This window comes from Geodermatophilus sp. SYSU D00705 (genome assembly GCF_054050135.1).
Window position 1 is genome coordinate 123551 of sequence record NZ_JBJGYT010000012.1, and the last position, 23559, is coordinate 147109.

Here is a 23559-nt window from a genome sequence, read left to right on the forward strand (position 1 = left end):
GGGTCGGGACGGGGACGGGCGACCGCCGGCGCGGGTCAGCCGATCCGGCGGAACAGCGCGGCCAGCGCCTGGCCGCCGCCGATGCACATCGACACGACGCCCAGCTCGAGGTCGCGGCGGAGCATGTCCTGCACCACCCGCAGGGTCAGGATCGCCCCGGTGGCGCCGACCGGGTGGCCCAGGGCGATGGCCCCGCCGAAGGGGTTGGTGCGCTCGGGGTCCAGGCCGGCGTCCCGGATGCAGGCGACGGCCTGCGCGGCGAAGGCCTCGTTGAGCTCGACGGTGCCGATGTCGGCCGGGGTGGTCCCGGTCTTCTCGAACAGGGCCTGCAGGGCCAGCACCGGCGCGTAGCCCATGAGTTCCGGCTCCAGCGCCGCGGTGGTCACCGCCTCCAGGGCGACCAGCCCGGTGGCGCCGCGCTCGCGGGCGAGCTCCTCGGTGCTGAGCACCAGCGCGGCGGCGCCGTCGTTGATGCCGGAGGAGTTGCCGGCCGTGACCGTCCCCTCCTTCTGGAACGCCGGCCGCAGCGCGGCCAGCGCCTCCAGGGTGGTGCCCGGCTTGGGGTGCTCGTCGGCGGCGACGGTGACCGGCCGGCGGCCACCGGTGGTCACCGGCACGATCTCCTCGTCGAAGGCGGCCTTGGCCTCGACGGTGGCCGCGCGCCGCTGCGACTCGAGGGCGAACTCGTCCTGCTCGGCGCGGCTCACGCCGTACCGGTCGGCGACCCGCTCGGCGGTGACGCCCATGTGGATCTCGGAGAACGGGTCGGTGAGCATCATGACCGTGCCGTCGACCAGGGTGCGGTCGCCCAGCCGCCAGCCGTTGCGGGCGCCGAAGTCGTAGAACGGCATCCGCGACATCGACTCGTCGCCGCCGGCCACGGCGATCCCGGCCGCACCCCAGCGGATCTGCATCGCCGCCGACCACACCGCCTGCAGGCCCGAGCCGCACAGCCGGTTCACCGTGTGCGCCGGGGTCCGGGTCGGCAGACCGGCGGCCAGCGCGACCCGCCGGGCGTTGTAGGCGTCCGCGCCGACCTGGCCGATGCAGCCCATGACGACCTCGTCGACGTCCTCCGGCGCGACCGCGGTCCGCTCCAGCGCGGCCCGGGTGGCCGCCGCACCGAGCTCGTGCGCCGGCACGTCCTTCAGGGCGCCGCCGAAGCTGCCCACGGGTGTCCGGGCACCGCCCAGCACGACGATCCGACCGTTCTCCGACATGTCCGTCCTTCTTCTTCTTCTCGAGATGGGGGGCGCGGGCTCCGGGAGCACCGGGCTCCGGCTGCCCCGTGCCGGCCGGGCACCCGGCTCAGGCGCGGGGACCGCCGGCGACGTAGACGACCTGCCCCGACACGAAGCCCGCACCCTCGCCTGTGAGGAAGGACACCACGGAAGCGATGTCCTCGGGCTGACCGACCCGCCGGACGGGGATCTCCGCGGCGGCGGCGGCCATGAACTCCTCGAAGGGGACGCCGACCCGCTCGGCCGTGGCCCGCGTCATCTCCGTCTCGATGAAGCCGGGGGCGATGGCGTTCGCCGTCACCCCGAAGCGGCCCAGCTCGATGGCGAGGGTCTTGGTGAAGCCCTGCAGGCCGGCCTTGGCCGCCGAGTAGTTGGCCTGGCCGCGGTTGCCCAGCGCCGAGATGCTCGACAGGTTGACCACGCGGCCCCAGCCGGCCTCGACCATGTGCTCCTGCACCGCGCGGGTCATGAGGAAGGCGCCGCGCAGGTGCACGTCCATCACCGTGTCCCAGTCGGACTCGGTCATCTTGAACAGCAGGTTGTCGCGGGTCACGCCCGCGTTGTTGACCAGCACCGTCGGCGGCCCCAGCGACGCCGTGACCTGCTCGACGGCCGAGGCGACGGCCTCGGGGTCGGCCACGTCGACCGCGGCGGCGAACGCCCGCCCGCCGGCCGCCTGGATCTCCTCCGCCGTCTCCTTGGCCCCACGCTCGTCGAGGTCGAGCACCCCGACGGCGAAGCCGTCCGCAGCCAGCCGGCGGGCCACGGCGGCCCCGATCCCGCGGGCCGCCCCCGTCACCACTGCCGTCCGTCCGTTGCCGCCGCTCATCGTCCCCACTCCGCTCGTCGTCCCGCCGAGCCAGTCGCCGGTCGGGTTCCCGGCCGGGCGGCCGGACGGCGCACGTGGCGCCGTCCGGCCGTCCGGACCGCCTACTGCGGCAGCCCGCTGCCGAACTTGGCGGCCACCCGCTCCTGGGAGACCTTCGGCGTCCAGCGGTCCTCCTCGTCGGCCCACAGGTCGCGCAGCTGCGGCATGACCTCGGTGCCGAAGAGCCGGTTGTTCTCCGCGGCGACCTCCTCGGGGAGGTTCCCGACGTGCATGCAGGTGATCAGCTGACCGATCCGCAGATCGGTCGCGAGCGCCCGCACGCGCTGCGCCACCCGCTCCGGGGTGCCGGCGATGATGTAGCCCAGCTCGTCGTACTCCCAGAAGCTGAGCTCACCGCGCGCGGCCTTGAGCCGCTCCTCGTTGCTGATCACCTTCGCCCGCTCCAGGGTGCTCCGGATCGACGCCGGCGTGTTGTACCCCGGCGGGGTCGCGAACTCGATGGCGGTCGGGTTCTGCCGGTAGAAGTACTTGACCGCCTCGGAGTACTGCCGCTCCGCCTCCTCGTCGGTGTCGGCGCAGCAGATCACCTGGGTGAAGGCCATGCGGTTGGGGTTCATGTTCGCGCCCTGGCTCTCGGTGTAGTCCCAGAACCCCTTCACGATGGGCTCGGCGCTCTGCTTCCCCGAGAAGGACAGGTAGCCGTAGCAGTAGTCCAGCGCGTTGACGACGTCCCAGGTCTCCGGGCTGCCGCTGCCCGGGATCCAGACGGGGATGTCGTCCTGGACCGGCCGCGGCCAGGTGTTCACGTACCGCAGCTGGGTGTACTTGCCGTTGAAGGCGAACGGCTCCTCGGCCTTCCACGCGCGGGTGATGAGGTCGCGCGCCTCGTGGAAGCGCTCGCGCAGCTCGATCGGCGGCACCCCGTAGGAGAACGCGGTGTCCATCGGCGTGCCGAACACGATGCCGGCGATGATCCGGCCGCCGGAGAGGCAGTCCAGCATCGCGATCTCCTCGGCGACCCGGATCGGCGGGTTGTAGAGGGCCAGGGAGTTGCCGCACAGCGCGATCGCGGCGTTCTCCGTGGTCGCCGCCAGGATGCTGGCGATCAGGTTGGGCGACGGCGTCATCGCCAGCGACGTCTGGTGGTGCTCGTTGAGCAGCAACGAGTCCCAGCCGAGGCCGTCGGCCTGCTGCATCAGCCGGATGTACATGTGGTAGTCCTCGCCCACCTGGGTGGGGTCGGCCACGTTGATGGGCGCGGTCACCCAGGAGCTGCGGTTCACGTCGCCGTAGTCCGCGGGGAGCTTGGTGTAGTACTGCTGGGCGAACCAGTGGAACTTCATCGCGGGGTCCTCTCCTCGGCCGCGTCGCTCAGGCGACGATGCCGACGAGGTGGGTCGACGACGTCGTGCCGGGGAAGTTGGCGACGTCGGCGCCGAGCGCCTTGCCCTCCTCCGAGCCGAGGGCGGCCTGCATGGCCGCGGCGTCGTCGAAGGTCAGCTCGGCCATCAGGTGGTACGTCGGCAGCGACCCGTCGGGGCCCGGCTGGAACAGCGTCACCTCGATGTCGTCGAGTCCCGGCACCTTGCGGGCCAGCGGCACGTGGTTGGCCATGTAGTAGGCCTCGAACGCCTCCACGTCGGAGGGGCGGTCGTACAGGACGGTCAGCTTGATCACGGGAGCCTCCTGGGCAGGTGGTGGGGCGGAGCGGGATGGGCAGCGGTCAGCGGCCGCTGGGGCCGGCCTCCATCGCGCCGCCGTCGACGCGGTAGGTCTCGCCGTTGACGAAGGCGGACTCGTCCGAGGCGAGGAAGAGCACCATGTTGGCGATGTCGCTGGGCAGCCCCACCCGTGGCGAGGCGACCGTGGCCAGCGCCGCGGCCGGCAGGTCGGGGACGGCGTCCAGGAGCTGCTGGGTCTGGATGACCCCGGGCGCGATCGCGTTGCAGCGCACCCCCTGCTTGCCGTGCTGGGCGGCGATGTGCCGGGTGAGACCGATGACGGCGGCCTTCGTCGTCCCGTAGGCCGTCAGGGCGGCGCCGCCCCGCATCCCGCCCACCGACGACATGTTGATGATCGAGCCGCCGCCGTTCTCGACCATGTGCGGCAGCGCGTACTTGCAGATCAGGAAGATGCTGCGGACGTTGGTCGCGAACGCGCGGTCCCACATCTCGACCGACGTGTCGATGACGGTGGAGTCGGTGAACCACGCGTCGGGCCCGACCAGGGCGGCGTTGTTGTGGATGACGTCCACCCGGCCGTGCTCGGCGATGACCGCCGCGACCAGCTCCTCGATCGACTGCTGGTCGGTCGCGTTGAAGTAGATCGGGGTCGCGGCGTCCCCGATCATGGCGGCGGTCTCCTTGGCGCCGTCCACGTTGAGGTCGGCGACGACCACCTTCGCGCCCTCGCGGGCCAGCGTGACCGCGGTCTCCCGACCGATGCCCGCTGCGCCGCCGGTGACGAGCGCGACCTTTCCTTCGACCCTGCCCATGTCGTCTCTCTCCTTCGTCGTCGGGATGCGCTCAGGCGTCGAGGAACTTGGTCACCACGGACACGAACTCGTCCTCCTGCTCGACCATCGGGTAGTGCCCGGCGCCGTCGATGAGGGCGAGCTCGGCGTTGGGGACGAGGCGCACGAACTCGTCGGCGTAGGACACCGGCAGCAGGCCGTCGGAGGTGCCGTGCACCACGAGGGTCGGGGCGTCGATCAGCGGCAGCCGGCGGCGCAGCCCGCGGTCGGCGATCGGCCACATGAACTTGGTCGCCGTGCCGAGGTTCTGGGCGCTGAACAGGATGGCCCCGTGCGGGTCGTCGGGGTCGGGGACGAAGTTCGTCGGCTCCTGCTGGGGTGCCTCGCCGTGCCACTTCGCGGCCTTCACCGCCGTCGCCTCGCCGAAGGGGTCCAGCGCCGGCTCGTCGTCCAGCCAGATGCCGAAGGGGTTCACCAGCACCAGCCGGCGGACCAGCTGCGGGGCGATGGCCGCCAGCTCCGCGGCGAACATCCCGCCGAGGGAGTGACCCACGACGTCGACCTGCTCGACGCCCAGGGACTCCACCAGCTCCCGGTGGTAGAGGGTCACGTCGACGACGTCGGTGAAGTTCTCGAAGCCGGTGGACTTCCCGTAGCCGGGCAGCTCCGGCGCGAGCACCCGGCGGCTCTCGGCCAGCCGCCGGATGAAGCCGGCCGCGCCAGGGTGCCGCTCGTAGCCGTGCAGGTACAGCAGCGGGGCTCCGCTCCCCTCCTCCAGCAGCTCGATGTCGAACGTCCCGATGTTCGGGATCTCCAGCGTGGTCATCGCGTGCTCTCCTGACGACTCGGAACGGGGATCCGGGGCGCGTGGGCCGCGACCCGGTGCTGACTGACTGCGGGGGCCCAGTGGTCCTCGTGGTCGGCCCACAGATCTCGCAGGTACGGCGCCACCTGGGTGCCGAACGGCTGGTTGTTCATGGCGGCGGTCTCCTCGGGGGGTGGAACGTCACGGGGGCCCTCCTCTCAGAAGTCCGGGCCGAGGCCGCCGATCGGCGGCATCCCCGAGTGCGCCCACAGCCCGCCGTCGGCGACCAGGTGGGTGCCGGTGACGAAGCTCGACTCGTCGGAGGCCAGGAAGAGGACGGCGTTGGCGATCTCCTCCGCCCGCCCGTAGCGGCCCATCGGGATGGCCTCCCGGATGGCCTCCCACGTCGCCGGCGCGGCGTCGTGCAGCCGGTCGATGGGCGGCGTGCCGATCGGGCCGGGGCAGACCGCGTTGCACCGCACGCCCTTGCGGGCGTACTCGATGCCGGTGACCCGGGAGAGGTTCACGACGCCGGCCTTGAGCATGTTGTAGGCGCCGAGCCCGAAGTCGCCGGCCAGCCCGGAGACCGAGGCGGTGTTCACGATCGACCCGCGGCCCTGGGCGAGCATCGGTTCCAGCGCCAGCTTGATCGCGTACCAGTAGGAGACCAGGCCGACGTCCAGGGAGCGGCGCAGCCCGTCCCAGGTCAGGTCGCCGATCCGGCCGGCCTCGAACGAGACGTGGTTGTTGTGCAGGACGTCGAGGCGGCCGTGGGTGCCGGTGGCGAACCCGATGACCCGCTCGAGGTCGGCCTGCTGCGAGGCGTCGGCCTCCAGGAAGTCGATCGTGCCGCCGGCCGCCCGCAGCGCCTTGGCCACGGACTCCCCCGCGGCGGCGTCGATGTCGGCGATCACCACCCGGGCGCCCTCGCGGGTGAAGGCCTCCGCGGTGGCGGCGCCGATGCCGGAGCCCCCGCCGGTGATGACCGCGACCTTGCCGTCGAGACGCATGCGCTGACTTCCTCTCGGGACGGCGGCGCTGCGGTGCGCCGCCGGGATGAGTGGTCCGGGATGTGCCGCCGAGCGGCTGGGCCGGTCGGAGCTGCGGTGGAGCACCGGGCGCGGGCGGGTCGCGTTCCCCGTCCGCCCGCGCCCGGAGGTCAGGCGGTGACGCCGACGCCGCGGAAGGTGGGCGCGTAGGCCGGCTCGTAGCCCTCGGGGAAGACGGCCTTGTCGGTCCAGGCGCTGGGCGGGAAGTGCGCGTGGAGCGGGAAGGAGATCATGGTCTTCTTCTCCTCCTCGACCATCCGGTGGATGGCCGGGACGCGGGCTTCCGGCGTCGTCCCCGACAGCGCGTCCAGCCAGGCCTGCTCGAACTCCGGGGTGGAGACGTTCCACGGGTTGCGGAACGCCCCGGGCAGGTAGTTCTGGTACTGCACCGTCGGGTCGGCGAACGGCGCCCCCATGCCGTTGTAGACGTTGCCCTCCTGGCGGCCGTAGAACGTGACCGGCGTGGTGGGCGACTCGATGACCCGCGTGTTGGCGGTCATCCCGGCCTCGGCGAGCATCGGGACCAGCGCCTCGGCCACCGCGCGGTGGTCGTCCAGGCTCGGGACCAGCCACTCGAACTCGACGCCGTCGGGGTAGCCGGCCTCGGCCAGCAGCTCGCGGGCCCGCTCCGGGTCGTAGCCGTACGCCTCGTCGTCGGGGGTGACGCCCGGGTTGTACGCCCAGTGGTCCGGCGGCATGAACTGGGCCACCGGCTCCCCCAGGCCGAAGAAGACGCCGTCCACGATCGCCTGCCGGTCGATGGCGTGCTGCAGCGCCTGGCGTACCCGGATGTCGTCGAACGGCGCCTTCCCGACGTTCATGTTGATCGACATGACCGACAGGCTCTTGGACGGCGCGGAGTTCAGCCCCGCGCTCGCGGCCTGCTCGGCCTGCGAGGGGTCGAGGTAGGTCAGCTCGGCCTGGCCGGTCTGCAGCATGTTGAACCGGGTGGTCGCCGAGGTCTGCACGAGGATCTCGTAGTGCGCGGCCTTGGCGGCCTCGGGGTCCCAGTACTCCTCGTTGCGGTCGTACTTCGACACCTGGCCGGGGACGTACTCCACCAGGGTCGCCATCCCCGACCCCACCGGGTTCTGGTCCAGGTCGGGGTTGTCGAACGCCGCCGGGCTGATCATGCTGCCGAGCCGGTCGGTGAACAGGTTGGGCAGGTCACCGCCGGGACCGTTCAGGTTCAGCCGCACGGTGAACTCGTCGACGACCTCGACGGACTCCACGCGGGCCAGCTGCCCCTTCAGGGTGCTGGTCTCCAGCGTCTTGGCCCGCTCCAGGTTGGCCTTGACCGCCTCGGCGTCGAACGGCGTCCCGTCGATGAAGGTGACGTCGTCGCGCAGCTCCATCTCCAGCGCGGTCTCGCCGTCGACGAACTCCCACGACGTCGCGAGCTGCGGCGCCAGCTCGTCGTTCTCGTCGAGCATGATCAGCTGGTCGTAGACCAGCCGGAAGAAGATCATGTCCCACGCGTTGCCCGACCGGTGCGGGTCGAACGTCGAGGGGTTCTGCACGAACACGTAGCGGAACGTCCCGTTCGGGTCGATCTCGCCGCCGGTGCTGCCACTGCTGGCCGTGCTGCCGCCGCCACAGGCCGACAGCACCAGGGCCAGCACCGACAGCAGGCCGATCCACCACCGTGGCCGGCGGGACCTGCGGGTGGACGTCGTCGTTCCGCTCACTGGGGATACCTCCGAGAGTTGGCCGGGCGAGGTCAGTCGGTGAACTGGCCGCCGGCCGGGTGCAGGATCTGGCCGGTCACGAACGAGGACTCGTCGCTGGCGAGGAACAGGCAGGCCGCGGCCTGCTCCTCCGGAGTCCCGTTCCGGTGCATCGGCGTGATGCTCATGGCCCACTGGTGGGAGGGGCTGTCCTCTGCGACGTCCCACATCGGGGTCGTGGTGAAGCCGGGGCCGACGGCGTTGACGCGGATGCCGGTGCTCGCGAGCTCCAGGGCCATGACCTTGGTGAGCATCCAGACGCCGGCCTTGGACACGCAGTAGGGCGCGGCGCCGGCGATCGGGATCTTCCCGGCGGTCGAGGCGATGGTGACGATGGAGCCGCCGGTGCCCTGGGCGAGCATCTGCCGGGCCAGCGCGCGGCTGGTCATCATCACGCCGGTGACGTTGATGTCCATGACCCGCTGGAACGCCGCCGTCGACAGCGTGGTCACGTGGCCGGCGTCGCTCTCCAGGCGCGCGACCCGGTCGGCGTCGGAGGCCGCGGAGGAGACCCCGGCCGAGGCGACGCCGACGTCCACCTTGCCGAACTCGGCGACCGCGGCGGCGACCAGCGCGTCGCAGTCGGCCTCGACGGTGGTGTCGGTGCGCACGTAGATCGCGCGGCGTCCGGTCTTCTCCACCAGCCGCAGCGTCTCGTCGCCGGGCTGGATGTCGCCGATCACGACGTCGGCGCCCTCCTCGGCGAACCGCACCGCGGTGGCCCGGCCGATGCCGCTGGCCCCGCCGGTGATCACGGCGACCCGGTCGTGCAGTGCGTGGCCCATGCCGTCCTCCTCGCGACCGTCCGGTGCCGGTCGCATCGCTTCTCGTCGCCGTCGAATCTGCTGGCTGCGAGTGACCCGGACAACGGAACGTCGACCACCTTCGGGGGCCGGTTCATGGTGCGCGTCACACAGCCGCCGGCGGCCTCTCCCCGACCCGCCGGGGCCCTCCTGCGGCCCTGAGCAGCGCACTCGCCCCGCCGGCCGCAGGGACGACGACGGCCGGGCGGGGATGCACCCCGCCCGGCCGTCCTCGTGCGTCGTCCCGGCCGCGGGCGGGCCCTCTCGAGCCCGCCCGCGCCCGGCTCAGGCGGTGACGCCCACCCCGCGGAAGGTCGGGGCGTAGGCCGGCTCGTAGCCCTCGGGGAAGACGGCCTTGTCGGTCCAGGCGCTGGGCGGGAAGTGCGCGTGGAGTGGGAAGTTCTTCAGGATCTTCTTCTCCTCCTCGACCATCCGGTGGATGGCGTCGGCCCGGGCCTCCCGGGTCGCCCCGCTCAGCGAGTCCATCCAGGCCGCCTGGAACTCCTCGGACGTGGTGTTCCACGGGTTGGAGAACTGACCGGGCAGGCTGGCCTGGTAGGGCAGCGTCGGGTCGGCGAAGGGCGCACCCATGCCGGGGAACGCGTTGCCCTCCTGGCGGCCGTAGAAGGTCACACCGGTGGTCGGCGACTCCACCACCCGCGTGCTCGCCCGCAGGCCCACCTCGGCGAGCATCGGCACCAGCGCCTCGGCCACCGCGCGGTGGTCGTCCAGGCTCGGGACCAGCATCTCGAAGTCCACGCCGTCGGGGTAGCCGGCCTCGGCCAGCAGCTCGCGGGCCCGCTCCGGGTCGTAGCCGTGCTCGCCCTCGGGGACGACGTCCGGGTTGTAGGCCCAGTGGTCCGGCGGCATGTACTGGGCCACCGGCTCCCCGAGGCCGAAGAAGACGCCGTCCACGATCGCCTGCCGGTCCACCGCGTGCTCCATGGCCTGGCGCACCCGGATGTCGTCGAACGGCGCCTTACCGGTGTTCATGTACATCGACATGATCGACAGGCTCTTGGACGGCGCGGAGTTCAGCCCCGCCGCCTGCGCCTGCTCCGCCTGCGAGGGGTCGAGGTAGGTCAGCTCGGCCTGGCCGGTCTGCAGCATGTTGAACCGCGTCGTGGCCGAGGTCTGCACGAGGATCTCGTAGTGCGCGGCCTTCGCGGCCTCGGGGTCCCAGTACTCCTCGTTGCGGTCGTACCGGGTCACCTGGCCCGGCACGTACTCCACCAGCTTCGCCATGCCCGAGCCGACCGGGTTCTGGTCCAGGTCCGGGTTGCCGAACGCGGCCGGGCTGATCATGGTGCCCGCGGTGGCGGAGAACAGTGCCGGCAGGTCACCGCCGGGGCCGTTGAGGTTGATGCGGACCTTGAACTCCTCGACGGCCTCCACCGACTCGACCCGGGCCAGCTGCCCCTTCAGGGTGCCGGTCTCCAGCGTCTTGGCCCGCTCGATGTTGGCCTTGACCGCCTCGGCGTCGAACGGCGTCCCGTCGATGAAGGTGACGTCGTCGCGCAGCTCCATCTCCAGCGCGGTCTCGCCGTCGACGAACTCCCACGACGTCGCCAGCTGGGGGGCCAGCTCGTCGTTCTCGTCGAGCATGATCAGCTGGTCGTAGACCAGGCGGAAGAAGATCATGTCCCACGGGTTCGCCGACCGGTGCGGGTCGAACGTGGAGGGGTTCTGCACGAACACGTAGCGGAACGTGCCGTTCGGGTCGATCTCGCCGCCGGTGCCGCCGCTGGCCGATGTCCCGCCTCCGCAGGCGGACACCAGCAGCACCAGCACCGACAGCAGCCCGATCCACCACCGAGGTCGTCCTGACCTGCGGGCGGACGTCGTCGTACCGCTCACGTGAGCCTCCAAGAGAAGTCGGTTCTCAGCCGATTCGTGGCTGAGAACCTGTCGGGTCCCGACACCGGCGACAACGGGAGCGCGACCACCTCGGGAGCCCGCGTCGTGGTCTGCGTCACACACGACCGCCCCGGCGTGACACGCCCGTGACCTGGGCCGACACGACGACGCGCCGGGCGGGGAGCCGGTGGCCCCCGCCCGGCGCGTGCCGGTGCGGTCTGTGCGGTCGGTCAGCCGGTGAACTGCCCGCCGGCCGGGTGCAGCATCTGGCCGGTCACGAAGGAGGACTCCGACGAGGCCAGGAACAGGCAGGCCGCGGCGATCTCCGCGGGCGTGCCCAGCCGGTTCATCGGGGTGATGCTCATGGCCAGGTCGTAGGCGGTCTGGTTCTGCTCGATGCCGCCGATCATCGGGGTGGCGGTGTAGCCCGGGCCGACCGCGTTGACCCGGATCCCCGTCGTCGCGAGCTCCAGCGCCATCACCTTGGTGAGCATCCACGCCCCGGCCTTGGACACGCAGTACGGCGAGGCGCCGGCCAGCGGGATCCGCGCCGCGCTCGAGGCGATGTTGACGATGGAGCCGCCGGTGCCCTGGGCCAGCATCTGCCGCGCCAGCGCCCGGCCGGTCATCATCAGGCCGGTGACGTTGACGTCCAGGACCTTCTGGAACGCCGCGACGTCCAGGTTCACCACGTGGGTGGCGTCCTTGCTCGCCACCCGGGTCTGCACGTTGCTGGGCCCGGCGGCCGTGGCGATGCCCGCCGAGGCGACGCCGACGTCCACCCGCCCGAACTCGGTCACGGCGGCGGCGACGAGCCCGTCGCAGTCGGCCTCGACGGTGGTGTCGGTGCGCACGTAGATCGCGCGGCGTCCGGTCTTCTCCACCAGCCGCAGCGTCTCGTCGGCCGGGCCGATGTCGCCGACGACGATGTCGGCGCCCTCCTCGGCGAACCGCTCGGCGGTCGCCTGCCCGATCCCGCTGGCGCCTCCGGTGATGACCGCGACCTTGCCTGCCAGTGCTGTGCCCATCGTGGGACTCCTCTCCCGTGGCTCGGAGGTCCCTGGCGGGGGCCGGGGACCGGTGGTGGTTGCTGCGCGGGGTGCGGCTCAGTCGGGGACGACGACGACCTTCACCGAGCCGTCCACCGCGTGCTGGGTCTCGAACGCCTCGTCCACGCGGCTCAGCGGTACGCGGTGGGACACCAGCGGCGCCACCTGCACCCGGCCCTCGGAGAGCAGCCGGAACGCCTCGGCGGAGTCCGGCGGGGTGTAGGCGAAGCTGCCCAGCAGCCGCAGCTCCTTCTGTGCCACCGTGTTGAGGTCCAGCCGCGGCGTGGAGCTGGTCAGGCCGGCGATCGAGATGACGCCGGCCGGGGCGGTCAGCTCGGGCAGCACGTCGAGCACCGACAGCGCCCCGGAGCACTCGAAGACGGTGCCGACGTTGCCGCCCCGCTGGTACGGGGAGACCGTGGTGCCCCAACGGTCGAGCACGTGCTCCCGGAGGTCCTCGGCGCGGGAGTCGAGCACCGCGGCCCCGGTCTCCGCCGCGACGGCCAGGCGCGGCGGGGACACGTCCACGCCGAGCACGTCGGTGGCCCCGTACGCCTGCAGCACCCGGAGCACGCACTGGCCGATGGAGCCGAGCCCGGTGACCAGGATGGGGCCGGCCAGGTCGGGGGCGGCCGAGCGCACCGCCCGCGTGGCCACCGACAGCGGCTCGAGGAAGGCCCCCTCCTCGAAGCTGAGGGAGTCCGGCATCCGGTACAGCTGCCGGCCGAGTGCCGCGTGCGGCACCAGGACGCGGTCGCTGAGCCCGCCGCGGGCGCTGTTGCTCAGGTCGGCACAGAGGTTGGGGTGGCCGAGGGAGCACTGCGGGCACACCCCGCAGGGCCCCATCGGGATCACCGCCACCCGGTCGCCGACGGCGAGGCCGGTCACCTCGGCGCCCACCTCGCCGACCGTCCCGGCGAACTCGTGGCCCATCGGCGCGCCCTCGGTGATCCACGCGCCCTCGGCGTAGGCGTGCACGTCGGAGCCGCAGATCCCGCAGGCCCCGACGTCGAGGACGACGTCGTGCGGGCCGGGACGGGGGTCGGCGACCTCGTCGAGGGAGATGCTCCGGACGCCCTTCCAGCGGGCTGATCTCACGACGGCCTCCTCAGCCCACGACCGCGGCGCGCGGCGTGGCCAGTTCGCGGACCGACGCCCCGCCCAGTTGCGGGCCGCTGGTGTGCAGGTGGCAGGCGACCTCGCCGGAGCCGATCGTCGGGGTGGGCAGCGGGACGACGGTCCGGCAGATGTCCATCGCGTACTTGCAGCGGGTGTGGAAGCGACAGCCCGGCGGCACCCTGGAGGGGTCGGGCGGGTCGCCGGCGAGCACGATCCGCTCCCGGCTGCGCTGCAGGCGGGGCGAGGGCAGCGGGACCGCCGACAGCAGCGCCTCGGTGTACGGGTGCGCCGGGGCGTCGAACACCCGGTCGACGTCGCCGTGCTCGACGATCTGCCCCAGGTACATGACCGCGACCCGGTCGGAGATGTGCCGGACCACCGACAGGTCGTGGGCGATGAACAGGTAGGTCAGGTCGGCGTCCCGCGAGAGGTCCTCCAGCAGGCCGATGACCTGGTTCTGGGTGGAGACGTCGAGCGCGCTGACCGCCTCGTCGAGCACGAGGATCTTCGGGTCCGCGGCGATCGCGCGGGCGATCGTGATGCGCTGCCGCTGCCCGCCGGAGAACTCGTGCGGGTACCGGTACATGTACTCCGCCGGGAGCCCCACGCGCTGCAGCAGCGATCCGACCCGCTCCACCGTCTGTGCCCGGTCCAGGTCCAGGTGGACGTCGATGGGCTCGGCGATCGAGTCGAGCACCAGCATCGAGGGGTCCAGGGACGAGTAGGGGTCCTGGAACACCATCTGGATGTCCTTGCGGGCCTTGCGCATCTTGTTCGCCGGCAGGCCCAGCAGCTCCTGGCCGCCCAGCTTCACCGAGCCGCCGCTGGGCTCGACCAGGCGCATGAGCCCGCGCGCGGTGGTGGACTTCCCGCAGCCGGACTCGCCGACCAGGCCCACCGTCTCCCCGGGGTACAGCTGGAAGCTCACGCCGTCCACGGCCCGCAGGGACACCTGCTCGCGGAACATCTTCTTCCGCGGCGAGAAGGTGACCTGCAGGTCCTTCACGTCCAGCAGCGGCTCGATCTCGGTCACGACTCCTCCTCGCTGGCGCTCGTCGTCGCCGTGTCCGCCGGTGCTGTGTCTCTGCACGCCCTCGCCAGCTCGGTCATGTGGTCCCCCGCAGGGTGAGCTCGGGGTGCCGCAGGCACCGGGTGGTGTGCGTGGGGCCGACCTGTTCCAGCGTCGGCGCGTCTCCGGAGGTGCACTGCTCCCGGGCGTAGGAGCAGCGGGGGTGGAAGCGGCAGCCGGCGGGCATCCTGCCCACCTGCGGCGGGTGCCCGGGGATGCTGACCAGTGCCTCGCTGACCTGGTCCATGCGGGGCATCGCCGCCAGCAGTCCCTCCATGTAGGGGTGCTGCGGGTTCTCGAACAGCTCGTCCAGCGGCGCGCCCTCGACGATCTGCCCGGCGTACATGACCAGCACCCGGTCGCAGACGTCGGCGACGACGCCGAGGTCGTGGGTGATGAAGATGACCGACATCCCGTGCTCGCGCTGGATCTCGCGCAGCAGCTCGAGGATCTGGGCCTGCACGGTCACGTCGAGGGCCGTGGTCGGCTCGTCGGCGATGATGATGTCCGGGGTGCAGGCCAGGGCGATGGCGATCATCACCCGCTGCCGCATCCCGCCGGAGAACTCGAACGGGTACTGGCCGAACCGCCGCGCCGGGTTCGGCACGCCGACCCGGTCCAGCAGCTCGATCGCGCGCGCCTTCGACGCCTTGCGCGAGAGGCCCTCGTGCCGGCGGAGCACCTCGGCGATCTGGTCGCCGACGGTGAACGCCGGGTTCAGGCTGCTCATCGGCTCCTGGAAGATCATGGCGATCTTCGGACCCCGGATGTCGGCCATCTGCCGCTGGTCGAGCGTGGTGAGGTCCTGGCCCAGCAGCCGCAGCGTCCCGGCGCGGACCCGGGTCTGGCGCGGCGGCATCAGCCCGGCGATGGCGAGGCAGGTCACGCTCTTGCCGGAGCCGGACTCCCCGACGATGCCCAGGGTCTCGCCGCGCCCGAGGCTGAACGAGACGCCGTCGACGACCGTCGCCCAGCCGTTCTCGGTGAGGACCTCGACGACGAGGTCCTCGACCTCCAGCGTCGTGGTGGCCGCTGGTCTGGCCAGCGGCAGTGTGCGGGTCATGTGCCCAGCCCTTCCTGTGCTCCGGTGATCAGGACTCGGTGCGCTCTTCACGGCCGAGGGCGTCGCGCAGACCGTCGCCCAGGGTCACGAAGGTGAAGACGGTCAGGGCGATGAGCACGCCCGGGAAGATGCCGAGCCAGGGGGCGCGACCGAAGTAGAGGAAGCCCTCGCGGATCATCGAGCCCCAGCTCGCGTCGGGCGGCTGGACGCCGAGGCCGAGGAAGCTCAGGCCGGCCTCGGACAACATCGCGTACCCGGCGGTCACCGCGATCGCCACGGTCAGCGGCGACAGGGTGTTGGGCAGGATGTGCCGCACGATGATCGTGCGGGTGCGCGTCCCGATGCTCCGGGAGGCCTCGACGAAGGTCTCCTCCTTGAGCCCGATGACCACACCCCGGACCAGCCGGAGGAACCGCGGCGCGAGCAGGATGCCGACGGCGATCATCGCGTTGCGCAGGCTCGGGCCGAGGACGCCGACCAGCGCGATCGCCAGCAGCAGCGGCGGGAAGCTCATCGCGGCGTCGTTGAGGCGCATCACCAGCATGTCGAAGCGCCCGCCGAGGAACCCGGAGAGGAAGCCCGCCGGGACGCCGATGACCATGGCGACGGCCAGCGCCAGCACGATCGCCAGCAGCGACACCCGGGTGCCCACGATCAGCCGGCTCAGGATGTCCCGGCCCAGCTGGTCGCTGCCCAGCAGGTAGCCGTCGCTGAAGGGCGGCAGGAGGACGCTGCGCAGGTCCTGCTGGTTCGGGTCGGCCGGGGTGATCCACGGGGCGATGACGGCGATGACCACCAGCACGCCGAGGACGCCGAGCGCGATGACCGCGCCGGTGTTCTTGGCCACCCGCCGCCGGAAGTTGGCCCAGGCGCCGCCGCGGTGGCGGACCGGCGGGTGCGCGACCGCCGCCACGTCGGTGCCGGCGGGGAGGCCGGCCGCGGCGGGGGCGCCGGGGGCCACGGACAGCTCGGAGGTCGTCGGGCCGGTCTGGGACTGGGTCATCGTGGCCTCACCTTCGGGTTGAGATAGCCGTAAACGAGGTCGACGAGCAGGTTGCAGACCACGGCCACCAGGACGGCGACGAGCACGATGCCCTGGATGACCGGGATGTCCCGGGTGGTCACCGCCGCGATGGCGACCTGACCGATCCCGGGGACGCCGAAGACCTGCTCGACCAGCACCGCCCCGCCGAGCAGCGCGGTGATCTGGAGGCCGAGCACGGTCACCAGCGGGACGCTCGCGTTCTTCATGACGTGCTTGCCCACGACCATCCGGCCGCGCAGCCCCTTGGCCCGGGCGGTGCGCACGTAGTCCTGCTGCAGCACGCCGATGATCGAGCCGCGCAGCTGCCGCGTGCTCTCCGCGGCGCCGGCGATCCCGAGGGTCAGCGCCGGCAGGAGGAGGTGGGTGAACCACGCCGCGGGGTCGGTCGTGAACGGGACGTACCCGGTCGCCGGGAGCCAGCCCAGGGTCAGGCTGAAGATCAGCACGAAGACCAGGCCCAGCCAGAACGACGGCAGCGCGATGCCGAGCGAGGAGCCCAGCGTGGCCACGCGGTCGACCCAGGTCCCCCGGCGCAGCGCGGACACGATCGCCGTCGGCACCGCGATCACCAGCGAGATGAGCAGCGCCGCGGCGGCGAGGGCGGTCGAGACGGGCAGGGCGTCACCGATCGACGTCGAGACCGCCCGGCTGGTGTACAGCGAGGTGCCCAGGTCGCCGGACATCGCGCTGGTGACCCAGTCCCAGTACTGGACGAGCAGCGGCCGGTCCAGGCCCAGCCGCTCGCGGATGGCCGCGACCTGCTCGACCGTGGCGTCCGGCCCGGCGATCGTGACGGCCGGGTCACCGGGGATGAGCAGCACCAGGCCGAACACCACGAAGGTCACGAGCACCAGGACCGGAATGGTGGTCAACACCCGTAGCAGCAGGAATCTCAGCACAGATCCACCACCCCATCGTTGGAAGTAACGGGCGGCTGATCGCCTCGCGAGGCCTCGGACGGCACACGTCTTCCGTCCGGGTCCGCGGGATCGGACCTGCCCCGGCGTCTCAGCCAGGAGTGCCGGCACGACCACGGGGGGGGTGTGACGACGGCCACGGACGTTAGGTGGTCTGTGACGCGGGTCGCAACGACCGGTTGCACATTCGCCCGAGAACGTCACGACGACGCCGGTTCCGCGCTCTCCGAGGACCCGCCGAGTGGACCCCTGCCCACCACTGGGCAGGGGTGATGTGGACGCCTCCCCATTGATCACCCCGCGCCCCCGCCCGAGAGTTGGCCCACCGACGCCTCGGTGGCCAGCGCGGGATCGCTGGCCGGCCGGGCCGCCGGACCCCGGGCGGCCGGACCGCCCGTTCCCCCGCACGCCGGCGGTCCGCCGTGCCTGCGCCCCCGACCAGACGCAGCTCGACCGGGCCCTCGGCCGGCTGCGGAAGAGGAGCGGACGTCGATGCCCACCACGCAGGTCAACGGGATCTCGATGCACCACGAGGTCGGGGGCGAGGGGCCGCCGCTGCTGCTCATCGCCGGCCTGGGGTCCAGCTCGATCGCGTGGACGGCCGCCGTGCCGCGCCTGCGGGAGAGCTTCACCGTCATCACGGTCGACAACCGGGGCACCGGGCGGACCGAGGTGCCCGCGGGCCCCTACTCGATCGACGACCTCGGCGACGACACCGCCGCGCTGGTGGAGTCCCTCGGCCTGGGGCCGGTCGCCGCGGTCGGCTGGTCGCTCGGCGGCTCGGTGCTCCAGTCGATGCTCATCCGCCACGGCGAGGTGCTGTCGAAGGCGGTGCTGCTCAACGCGTTCCCGTCCTACACCGCCGTCCAGCACGCCTGGCTCGACTGCGGCCTCGCCCTGCGCCGCGCCGGCGTCGACCCCGTGTCGATCGCCCTCACCGGGATGCCCTGGGGGTTCACCCCGCGGCTGGTGAGCGACCACGCGGCCCTGACCGCGCAGGCGGAGCTGTCCCGCCTCGACCCGCACCCGACGACGCTGGCCGGCTTCGAGGCCCAGGCCGCGGGCCTGCGGGTCTACGACTCCCGGGCCGACCTGCCCACCGTGCAGACGCCCACGCTGGTCCTCACCGGCGCCGAGGACGTGCTGACGCCGGTGTCGCAGTCGGTCGAGATGGCCGAGCTCATCCCCACCGCCACGCTGCAGGTGCTCCCCCGCGGCGGCCACGGGATGGTCCTGGAGTACCCCGACGACACCCTCGCCGCCATCACCGCGTACCTGACCGGCAAGACCTCGTGACGCGGTCCCGGCCGGGCTGTCCCGGCCGCACCCGGCGTCGCGCGGGACGGTGACTCCCCCGCCGCGGGGCCACCGGGCGACCCCCGCACCCCAGGAGGGCTGAGTCGTGGCCAGGCCCGTGACCGTGACGGCGCGGCAGTCCGCGCCCGCCGTCCCGCCGGTCCGGCACCGGGGGCTGTTCCTGGCCCTCATGTGCAGCGTGCAGTTCATCCTGCTCGTCGGTGGGACGGTGGTCGTCGTCTCGCTCCCGGCGATCCGGGCCGACCTGGACCTCGCACCGGCTCAGCTGCAGTGGGTGCTGACGGCCTTCAGCCTGACCTTCGGCTGCCTGCTCCTGCTCGGCGGGCGCAGCGCCGACGTGTTCGGCCGACGACGGCTGTTCCTCGCCGGGCTGTTCGTCTTCACCCTCGGGTCGCTGCTGTGCGCGGTCGCCTCGGACGCCGGGCTGCTGATCGCCGCCCGCGCGTTCGCCGGCATCGGCGCGGCCATGGCCTCCCCCGCCGCGATGTCCCTGCTGACCACGGTCTTCGTCGAGCCGCGGGAGCGCAGCTCGGCGCTGGGCACGTGGGCGGCGATCGGGGCCTTCGGCGCCACGCTGGGCAACGTGATCGGCGGCGTCCTCACCGACATGGGCGGGTGGCGCTGGATCTTCCTGGTCAACGTGCCGGTGTGCCTGCTCGCCTTCGCGGTGGCGTTCTTCGTCGTCCCGGCGATCCGGCCCGAGCACCGGCAGCGGCTGGACGCGGTGGGCGGGCTGCTGGTCACCCTCGGGGTGGCGGCGCTCATCCTGGGGCTGACCGAGCTGCAGGTGTACGGGCCGGAGCCGCGCACCTGGATCACCCTCGCGGCCGCCGCGGTGCTGGTCGGGCTGTTCGTGCTCTCCCAGGCCCGGGGCGCCGACCCGCTGCTCCCCCTCGGCATCTTCCGGTACCGCACGTCCTTCGCGTTCCTGTTCGTCCTGCTCACCGCGGGGGTGGGCATAGGGGCGTACTTCACCACCTCCCTGTTCATGCAGGAGACGCTGGGCTGGTCGGCGCTGCGCGCGGGGTTCGCCTTCGTGCCGTGGGCGGCCACGGTCGCCGTCACCGCCCGGCTGGTCTCCCGCAACACCCACCGGGTCGGCCCCCGGTTGCTGGTGCCCGCCGGACTGGTCCTGTGTGCCGCCGGTGCCGCCCTCCTGGCCGTGGCGATGGACGGCTCCACCGGCTACGCCGGCGGGCTGCTGGTGCCCTTCCTGCTGCTGGGCCTCGGCAGCGGGGCCATCAACGTCACCTGCACGGTGACCGCGCTGTCCGGTATCCCGGGACGACGCCACGGGGTCGGCGCCGGCGCCCTCAACAGCACCCAGGCCCTCGGCGGCACCCTGTCGATCGCGGTCGTGGCGGTGCTGACGACGCTCGCGACCGAGCGGGCGCTCGCCGGCGGTGGCAGCCTGACCGTGAGCACTCTCGCCGGCCAGCGGTTCGCACTGCTCGTCGTGGCAGGTGTCGCCCTCGCCGGCGCCGTCCTGGCCGCGGTCGTGCTGCCGAGCCGGCTGAGCGGCCCGGCGCAGGACGACGAGGACGTGCTCCTGGCCCGGCCGCCGGCCGCACCCCTGCCGTGACCCCCGGCCGCGCTCCCATGGGCGCGGCCGTGACCGAGGAAGGACCGCTCATGACGACGCCGGACCTGGACGCCCTCTCCTTCGAGCCGATGACGCCCGTCTCCTACCTGGACCGGGCGGCCGCGGCCCACGGCGACCGGGTGGCGGTGGTCGACGGCGACCGGCGCTGGACCTACACCGAGCTGCACGACCGCGCGCAGCGGCTGGCCGGCGCCCTGGCCCCGCTCGCGCAGGGCCGGCCCGTGGCGGTCCTCGCCCCCAACACGCACGTGCTGCTCGAGGCGAGCTTCGGCGTGCCGTGGGCGGGGGTGCCGCTGGTGGCGGTCAACACCCGCCTGTCGGCCGGGGAGATCGCCTACATCCTGGAGCACTCGGAGTCCGCCGTCCTGGTGCACGACCCGGCGTTCGACGCGGTCGTCGACGCGGCCCTGGCGCAGGTCGCGGCGCCGCCGCGGCGGATCCGCGCCGGCACGGAGTACGAGGAGCTGCTCGCCGGGGCCACTCCCCTGGCCCTGCGTCCGGACGACGAGCGGGCGCTGCTGTCGATCAACTACACCTCGGGCACCACCGGGCGGCCCAAGGGCGTCATGTACCACCACCGGGGCGCGTACCTGCAGGCGCTGGCGATGGTGGCGCACACGCAGCTGTCGCCGTCGGCGGTGCACCTGTGGACGCTGCCGATGTTCCACTGCAACGGCTGGTGCTTCCCGTGGGCGGTCACCGCGGCCGGAGCAACGCACGTCTGCCTGCCGAAGGTCGACCCGGCCGAGGTGTGGCGGCTGATCCGCGCCGAGGGCGTCACCCACCTCGAGGGCGCGCCGACGGTGCTGTCGATGCTCGCCTACGCGGAGGAGGCGGCGCCCGTGGCCACCCCGGTGCGCGTGGCCACCGGGGGCGCGCCGCCGAGCCCGGCCATCCTGCGCCGGATGGAGGAGCTGGGGTTCGAGGTGACCCATCTCTACGGGCTGACCGAGACCTTCGGCCCGGCCATGATCTGCGACTGGCGCCCGGAGTGGAACGGCTTGGACCAGCAGGTCAAGGCCCGGCTGCGGGCCCGGCAGGGCGTGGGCAACATGATCTCCTGCACGGCCCGCGTGGTCGGCTCCGACGGGCAGGACGTGCCCGCCGACGGCGTCTCGGTCGGCGAGATCGCGCTGCGCGGCAACAACGTGATGCTGGGCTACCTCAAGGACGAGGAGGCCACGCGCAAGGCGGTGCCGGACGGCTGGTTCCGCACCGGCGACCTCGGCGTCGTCCACCCGGACGGGTACGTCGAACTGCGCGACCGCAGCAAGGACGTGATCATCTCCGGCGGCGAGAACATCGCCAGCGTCGAGGTCGAGCAGGCGATCGCGGAGCACCCCGCCGTCCTGGAGGTCGCGGTCGTCGCCGCCCCGGACGAGCGCTGGGGCGAGGTGCCGGTCGCCTACGTGACCCTCCACGAGCACGCCGAGGTCACCGAGGCCGAGATCGTCGAGCACGTCCGCGGGCGCCTGGCGCGCTTCAAGGCACCGAAGGCGGTGGTGTTCGGGCCGCTGCCCAAGACCTCCACCGGGAAGATCCAGAAGTTCCGGCTCCGCGAGCAGACCGGGGACGGCGGGGCCCTGCCCGTGGGGTGAGACCCCCGGTGTGAGTCTGCCCACCTCCTGGCCGGTGAGTGTGGACGTACAGCGGTACACCCGACCGACGCGCTCTCCCTACTGTCGACGACATCGATCCACCGCCGAGCCGTGCTCCACGCCGGCCCGGTCGGTCGCCCGTTCTCTCCGACAGTGAGGAACGACCATGTTCGGACTGCCTGCCCTGACCGCCCTGTTCGTGTTCGGCGGGTTCATCGTCGCCGTCGTGCTGTCCATCGTGTTCGCGATGCGCTTCTCCGCCGACGACGAGGAGTGGGCCACGGTCGACGACGTCTTCTCGCGCCGTTCCTGAGTTCCGCCGCACGATCCATCCCACACAGCGAGGTGTTGCATGGTCGTCTCACCCTGGACGATCGCCGCCGTCGTCGCCTACATGCTGGTCGTCATCGCGATCGGCCTGTGGTCCACGCGGCGGGTCAGATCGATGAAGGACTATCTGGTAGCCGGTGACGGCTTCGGCCGATGGGTCGTCTCCTTCGGGATCGTCGGCGCCATCGTGAGCGGCGCCGGGATCCTCGGGAACGCCGGATCCGGCTACGGCACCGGCTACGCGCTCTACGTCATGACCATGGGCCTGAGCTTCCTCGGCCTGACGCTGGCCTACTTCCTGCTGGCCAAGCCGATGACCGTCATCGCCAAACGGCACGCGGTCTACACGCTCCCGGACGTGCTGGCCCTGCGCTACGACGGCAGCCGCACCGTCCGGATGCTCGCCGGCCTGGCCACGGCCCTCGGATCGCTGATCTACCTGGTCGTGCAGTTCGTCGCCATCGGCTACGTGGGGACGACCATCTTCGGGTGGAGCCCGGGCGTCTCGCTCCTCGTGGGCGGCGCCATCATCGTCGTGTACTGCATCGGCGGCGGCATCGTGGCCGCGATGTGGACCAACTTCTTCCAGCTCCTGGTCCTGAGCGTCTTCGTCGTCACCTTCGCCGTCTACACCGTCAGCCAGGTCGGCGGGCTGACCGAGTTGCACGAGCGGATGGCCGAGATCGACCCGGCGCTCGTCGAGCCGTGGCACGACTCGGGCGCCTTCGCGTGGCAGAACGTGCTCGTCTACGCCTTCTTCGTGGGCCTGCTGGCCTACGCCGGCGTGCCGCACATCAACACCAAGTTCCTGACCATCAAGAACCTCGAGGTGATCCGCTGGATCCCGCTGATCTCCTGCTTCCTGTACCTGTTCGCCGTGGCCGCGACGTGGATCGGGATGGCGTACCGGGTGCAGGCCGAGGACGGCGTGGTGCCACCGGTCGACCGGCCCGACGCGGTGCTGCCGACGCTGATGGCGGAGTCCTTCTCCCCCCTCCTCGTCGGCATCATGATCGCCGCGGTCCTCGCCGCGGTCATGTCCACCACGGACTCCTTCATGGTGCTCAGCGGCGCGGCGGTGGTCCGCGACATCCTGAAGATGAGTCTCGGCGTCCGGCTCTCCGACCGCCAGGAGATGTGGTGGAGCCGGGCCACGTCCGTGGTCGTCATGGTGATCGCCGGGCTGATCGCACTCAACCCGCCGGAGTTCGTCTTGTCGCTGATGGCCGTCGCGTGGGGAGCGCTCGCGGCGATGCTGGGGCCGGTGCTGTACCTCGGCGTGCGCTGGAAGCGGGCGACGTCCCAGGGGGCGATCGCCTCGCTGCTGGCCGGCATCGGGATCGGCGGTGTGCTGGCACTGCTGAACCAGACCGTGTTCGCCGATGACCCGCTGCTGTCGCCGTGGAACATCGCCGGGATCGGGGTGATCGGGTCGTACGTGGCCCTGGTCGTGGTCTCGCTGCTCACCAAGCCGCAGGTCAGCCGGATGTTCGAGCACTTCGCCGCTCCCCAGCCCGCCGGCCGGGAACCGGTGGTGACGATGGCCGGCCGCGTCTGAGCGGCTCACGCACCCGGCACTCCTCGAGGGGGGGGGGGGGGGGGGGGGGCGGCGGGGGGGGGGGGCGGGCGGCGGGGGGGGGGGGGGGGGGGGGCCGGCGGCGCGGG

General features: G+C 72.3%; 21 protein-coding genes. 5 read left to right on the forward strand and 16 right to left on the reverse strand.

Translation table 11 applies throughout. The annotated features are described in order from the left end of the window. Positions 1–35 precede the first annotated feature (35 nt). From ACI78Q_RS12185 to ACI78Q_RS12260, 16 genes are all read right to left on the reverse strand, one after another. Positions 36–1220, reverse strand: coding sequence for a thiolase family protein (locus ACI78Q_RS12185; protein WP_456923636.1), 1185 nt, complete (start codon positions 1218–1220; stop codon positions 36–38). A gap of 88 nt (positions 1221–1308) precedes the next feature. Next, the gene (gene fabG / locus ACI78Q_RS12190) at positions 1309–2070 is read right to left on the reverse strand and encodes a 3-oxoacyl-ACP reductase FabG (RefSeq protein ID WP_456923637.1); all 762 of its coding nucleotides are present in this window, start codon (positions 2068–2070) and stop codon (positions 1309–1311) included. A 101-nt stretch (positions 2071–2171) separates the two neighbouring features. Beyond that, the gene (locus ACI78Q_RS12195) at positions 2172–3413 is read right to left on the reverse strand and encodes an LLM class flavin-dependent oxidoreductase (protein ID WP_456923638.1); all 1242 of its coding nucleotides are present in this window, start codon (positions 3411–3413) and stop codon (positions 2172–2174) included. A gap of 28 nt (positions 3414–3441) precedes the next feature. Next, a complete protein-coding gene (locus ACI78Q_RS12200) occupies positions 3442–3747 on the reverse strand; it encodes an EthD family reductase (RefSeq protein WP_456923639.1) in 306 nt (101 codons plus the stop codon). A 46-nt stretch (positions 3748–3793) separates the two neighbouring features. Continuing rightward, positions 3794–4564, reverse strand: a complete 771-nt coding sequence (locus tag ACI78Q_RS12205; protein WP_456923640.1) for an SDR family NAD(P)-dependent oxidoreductase — start codon at positions 4562–4564, stop codon at positions 3794–3796. Positions 4565–4595: 31 nt separating this feature from the next. Further along, positions 4596–5369: an alpha/beta fold hydrolase gene (locus tag ACI78Q_RS12210; protein ID WP_456923641.1), complete on the reverse strand. Its 774-nt coding sequence runs from the start codon at positions 5367–5369 to the stop codon at positions 4596–4598. 197 nt (positions 5370–5566) lie between these two features. After that, positions 5567–6358 carry an SDR family NAD(P)-dependent oxidoreductase gene (locus ACI78Q_RS12215; RefSeq protein WP_456923642.1) on the reverse strand — a complete coding sequence of 264 codons (792 nt, stop codon included), beginning with the start codon at positions 6356–6358 and terminating at the stop codon, positions 5567–5569. A 149-nt stretch (positions 6359–6507) separates the two neighbouring features. Next, positions 6508–8085 (reverse strand): ABC transporter substrate-binding protein, encoded by a 1578-nt coding sequence (locus ACI78Q_RS12220; RefSeq protein WP_456923643.1) that lies wholly within the window; start codon positions 8083–8085, stop codon positions 6508–6510. Positions 8086–8117: 32 nt separating this feature from the next. Beyond that, a complete protein-coding gene (locus tag ACI78Q_RS12225) occupies positions 8118–8909 on the reverse strand; it encodes an SDR family NAD(P)-dependent oxidoreductase (RefSeq protein WP_456923644.1) in 792 nt (263 codons plus the stop codon). A 303-nt stretch (positions 8910–9212) separates the two neighbouring features. Further along, positions 9213–10784 (reverse strand): ABC transporter substrate-binding protein, encoded by a 1572-nt coding sequence (locus ACI78Q_RS12230; RefSeq protein WP_456923645.1) that lies wholly within the window; start codon positions 10782–10784, stop codon positions 9213–9215. Between the two features lie 230 nt (positions 10785–11014). Continuing rightward, positions 11015–11812, reverse strand: a complete 798-nt coding sequence (locus ACI78Q_RS12235) for an SDR family NAD(P)-dependent oxidoreductase (protein WP_456923646.1) — start codon at positions 11810–11812, stop codon at positions 11015–11017. Positions 11813–11890: 78 nt separating this feature from the next. Further along, entirely contained in the window at positions 11891–12931 is a 1041-nt protein-coding gene (locus ACI78Q_RS12240) for a zinc-dependent alcohol dehydrogenase (RefSeq protein WP_456923647.1), read from the reverse strand. A 10-nt stretch (positions 12932–12941) separates the two neighbouring features. Then, positions 12942–13985, reverse strand: a complete 1044-nt coding sequence (locus tag ACI78Q_RS12245) for an ABC transporter ATP-binding protein (RefSeq protein WP_456923648.1) — start codon at positions 13983–13985, stop codon at positions 12942–12944. A gap of 73 nt (positions 13986–14058) precedes the next feature. Continuing rightward, positions 14059–15084 (reverse strand): ABC transporter ATP-binding protein, encoded by a 1026-nt coding sequence (locus tag ACI78Q_RS12250; protein WP_456923649.1) that lies wholly within the window; start codon positions 15082–15084, stop codon positions 14059–14061. A 28-nt stretch (positions 15085–15112) separates the two neighbouring features. Continuing rightward, entirely contained in the window at positions 15113–16087 is a 975-nt protein-coding gene (locus tag ACI78Q_RS12255; RefSeq protein WP_456923650.1) for an ABC transporter permease, read from the reverse strand. Further along, a complete protein-coding gene (locus ACI78Q_RS12260) occupies positions 16084–17577 on the reverse strand; it encodes an ABC transporter permease (RefSeq protein ID WP_456923651.1) in 1494 nt (497 codons plus the stop codon). Before ACI78Q_RS12260 ends, ACI78Q_RS12255 begins: the two co-directional genes overlap by 4 nt. On the opposite strand from ACI78Q_RS12260, the gene ACI78Q_RS12265 reads away from it, so the two are divergent. The 5 genes from ACI78Q_RS12265 to ACI78Q_RS12285 all read left to right on the forward strand — a co-directional run bounded on the left by ACI78Q_RS12265 (position 17539) and on the right by ACI78Q_RS12285 (position 23452). Next, positions 17539–18342, forward strand: a complete 804-nt coding sequence (locus ACI78Q_RS12265) for an alpha/beta fold hydrolase (protein WP_456923652.1) — start codon at positions 17539–17541, stop codon at positions 18340–18342. The genes ACI78Q_RS12260 and ACI78Q_RS12265 overlap by 39 nt on opposite strands. A 106-nt stretch (positions 18343–18448) precedes the next feature. Next, positions 18449–19945: an MFS transporter gene (locus ACI78Q_RS12270; protein ID WP_456923653.1), complete on the forward strand. Its 1497-nt coding sequence runs from the start codon at positions 18449–18451 to the stop codon at positions 19943–19945. Positions 19946–19995: 50 nt separating this feature from the next. Then, positions 19996–21564: an AMP-binding protein gene (locus ACI78Q_RS12275; protein WP_456923654.1), complete on the forward strand. Its 1569-nt coding sequence runs from the start codon at positions 19996–19998 to the stop codon at positions 21562–21564. A 166-nt stretch (positions 21565–21730) separates the two neighbouring features. Then, positions 21731–21877: a hypothetical protein gene (locus ACI78Q_RS12280; RefSeq protein WP_456923655.1), complete on the forward strand. Its 147-nt coding sequence runs from the start codon at positions 21731–21733 to the stop codon at positions 21875–21877. Positions 21878–21916: 39 nt separating this feature from the next. After that, positions 21917–23452 (forward strand): sodium:solute symporter family transporter, encoded by a 1536-nt coding sequence (locus ACI78Q_RS12285; protein WP_456923656.1) that lies wholly within the window; start codon positions 21917–21919, stop codon positions 23450–23452. The last annotated feature ends 107 nt before the right edge of the window (positions 23453–23559 follow it).

What these genes read in the sequence shown, in the direction of transcription:
- ACI78Q_RS12185 (WP_456923636.1), bottom strand. Translation starts at nt 1,220, where the DNA reads ATGTCGGAGAACGGTCGGATCGTCGTGCTGGGCGGTGCCCGGACACCC.
- fabG (WP_456923637.1), bottom strand. Translation starts at nt 2,070, where the DNA reads ATGAGCGGCGGCAACGGACGGACGGCAGTGGTGACGGGGGCGGCCCGC.
- ACI78Q_RS12195 (WP_456923638.1), bottom strand. Translation starts at nt 3,413, where the DNA reads ATGAAGTTCCACTGGTTCGCCCAGCAGTACTACACCAAGCTCCCCGCG.
- ACI78Q_RS12205 (WP_456923640.1), bottom strand. Translation starts at nt 4,564, where the DNA reads ATGGGCAGGGTCGAAGGAAAGGTCGCGCTCGTCACCGGCGGCGCAGCG.
- ACI78Q_RS12210 (WP_456923641.1), bottom strand. Translation starts at nt 5,369, where the DNA reads ATGACCACGCTGGAGATCCCGAACATCGGGACGTTCGACATCGAGCTG.
- ACI78Q_RS12215 (WP_456923642.1), bottom strand. Translation starts at nt 6,358, where the DNA reads ATGCGTCTCGACGGCAAGGTCGCGGTCATCACCGGCGGGGGCTCCGGC.
- ACI78Q_RS12225 (WP_456923644.1), bottom strand. Translation starts at nt 8,909, where the DNA reads ATGGGCCACGCACTGCACGACCGGGTCGCCGTGATCACCGGCGGGGCC.
- ACI78Q_RS12235 (WP_456923646.1), bottom strand. Translation starts at nt 11,812, where the DNA reads ATGGGCACAGCACTGGCAGGCAAGGTCGCGGTCATCACCGGAGGCGCC.
- ACI78Q_RS12250 (WP_456923649.1), bottom strand. Translation starts at nt 15,084, where the DNA reads ATGACCCGCACACTGCCGCTGGCCAGACCAGCGGCCACCACGACGCTG.
- ACI78Q_RS12255 (WP_456923650.1), bottom strand. Translation starts at nt 16,087, where the DNA reads ATGACCCAGTCCCAGACCGGCCCGACGACCTCCGAGCTGTCCGTGGCC.
- ACI78Q_RS12265 (WP_456923652.1), top strand. Translation starts at nt 17,539, where the DNA reads ATGCCCACCACGCAGGTCAACGGGATCTCGATGCACCACGAGGTCGGG.
- ACI78Q_RS12275 (WP_456923654.1), top strand. Translation starts at nt 19,996, where the DNA reads ATGACGACGCCGGACCTGGACGCCCTCTCCTTCGAGCCGATGACGCCC.
- ACI78Q_RS12280 (WP_456923655.1), top strand. Translation starts at nt 21,731, where the DNA reads ATGTTCGGACTGCCTGCCCTGACCGCCCTGTTCGTGTTCGGCGGGTTC.
- ACI78Q_RS12285 (WP_456923656.1), top strand. Translation starts at nt 21,917, where the DNA reads ATGGTCGTCTCACCCTGGACGATCGCCGCCGTCGTCGCCTACATGCTG.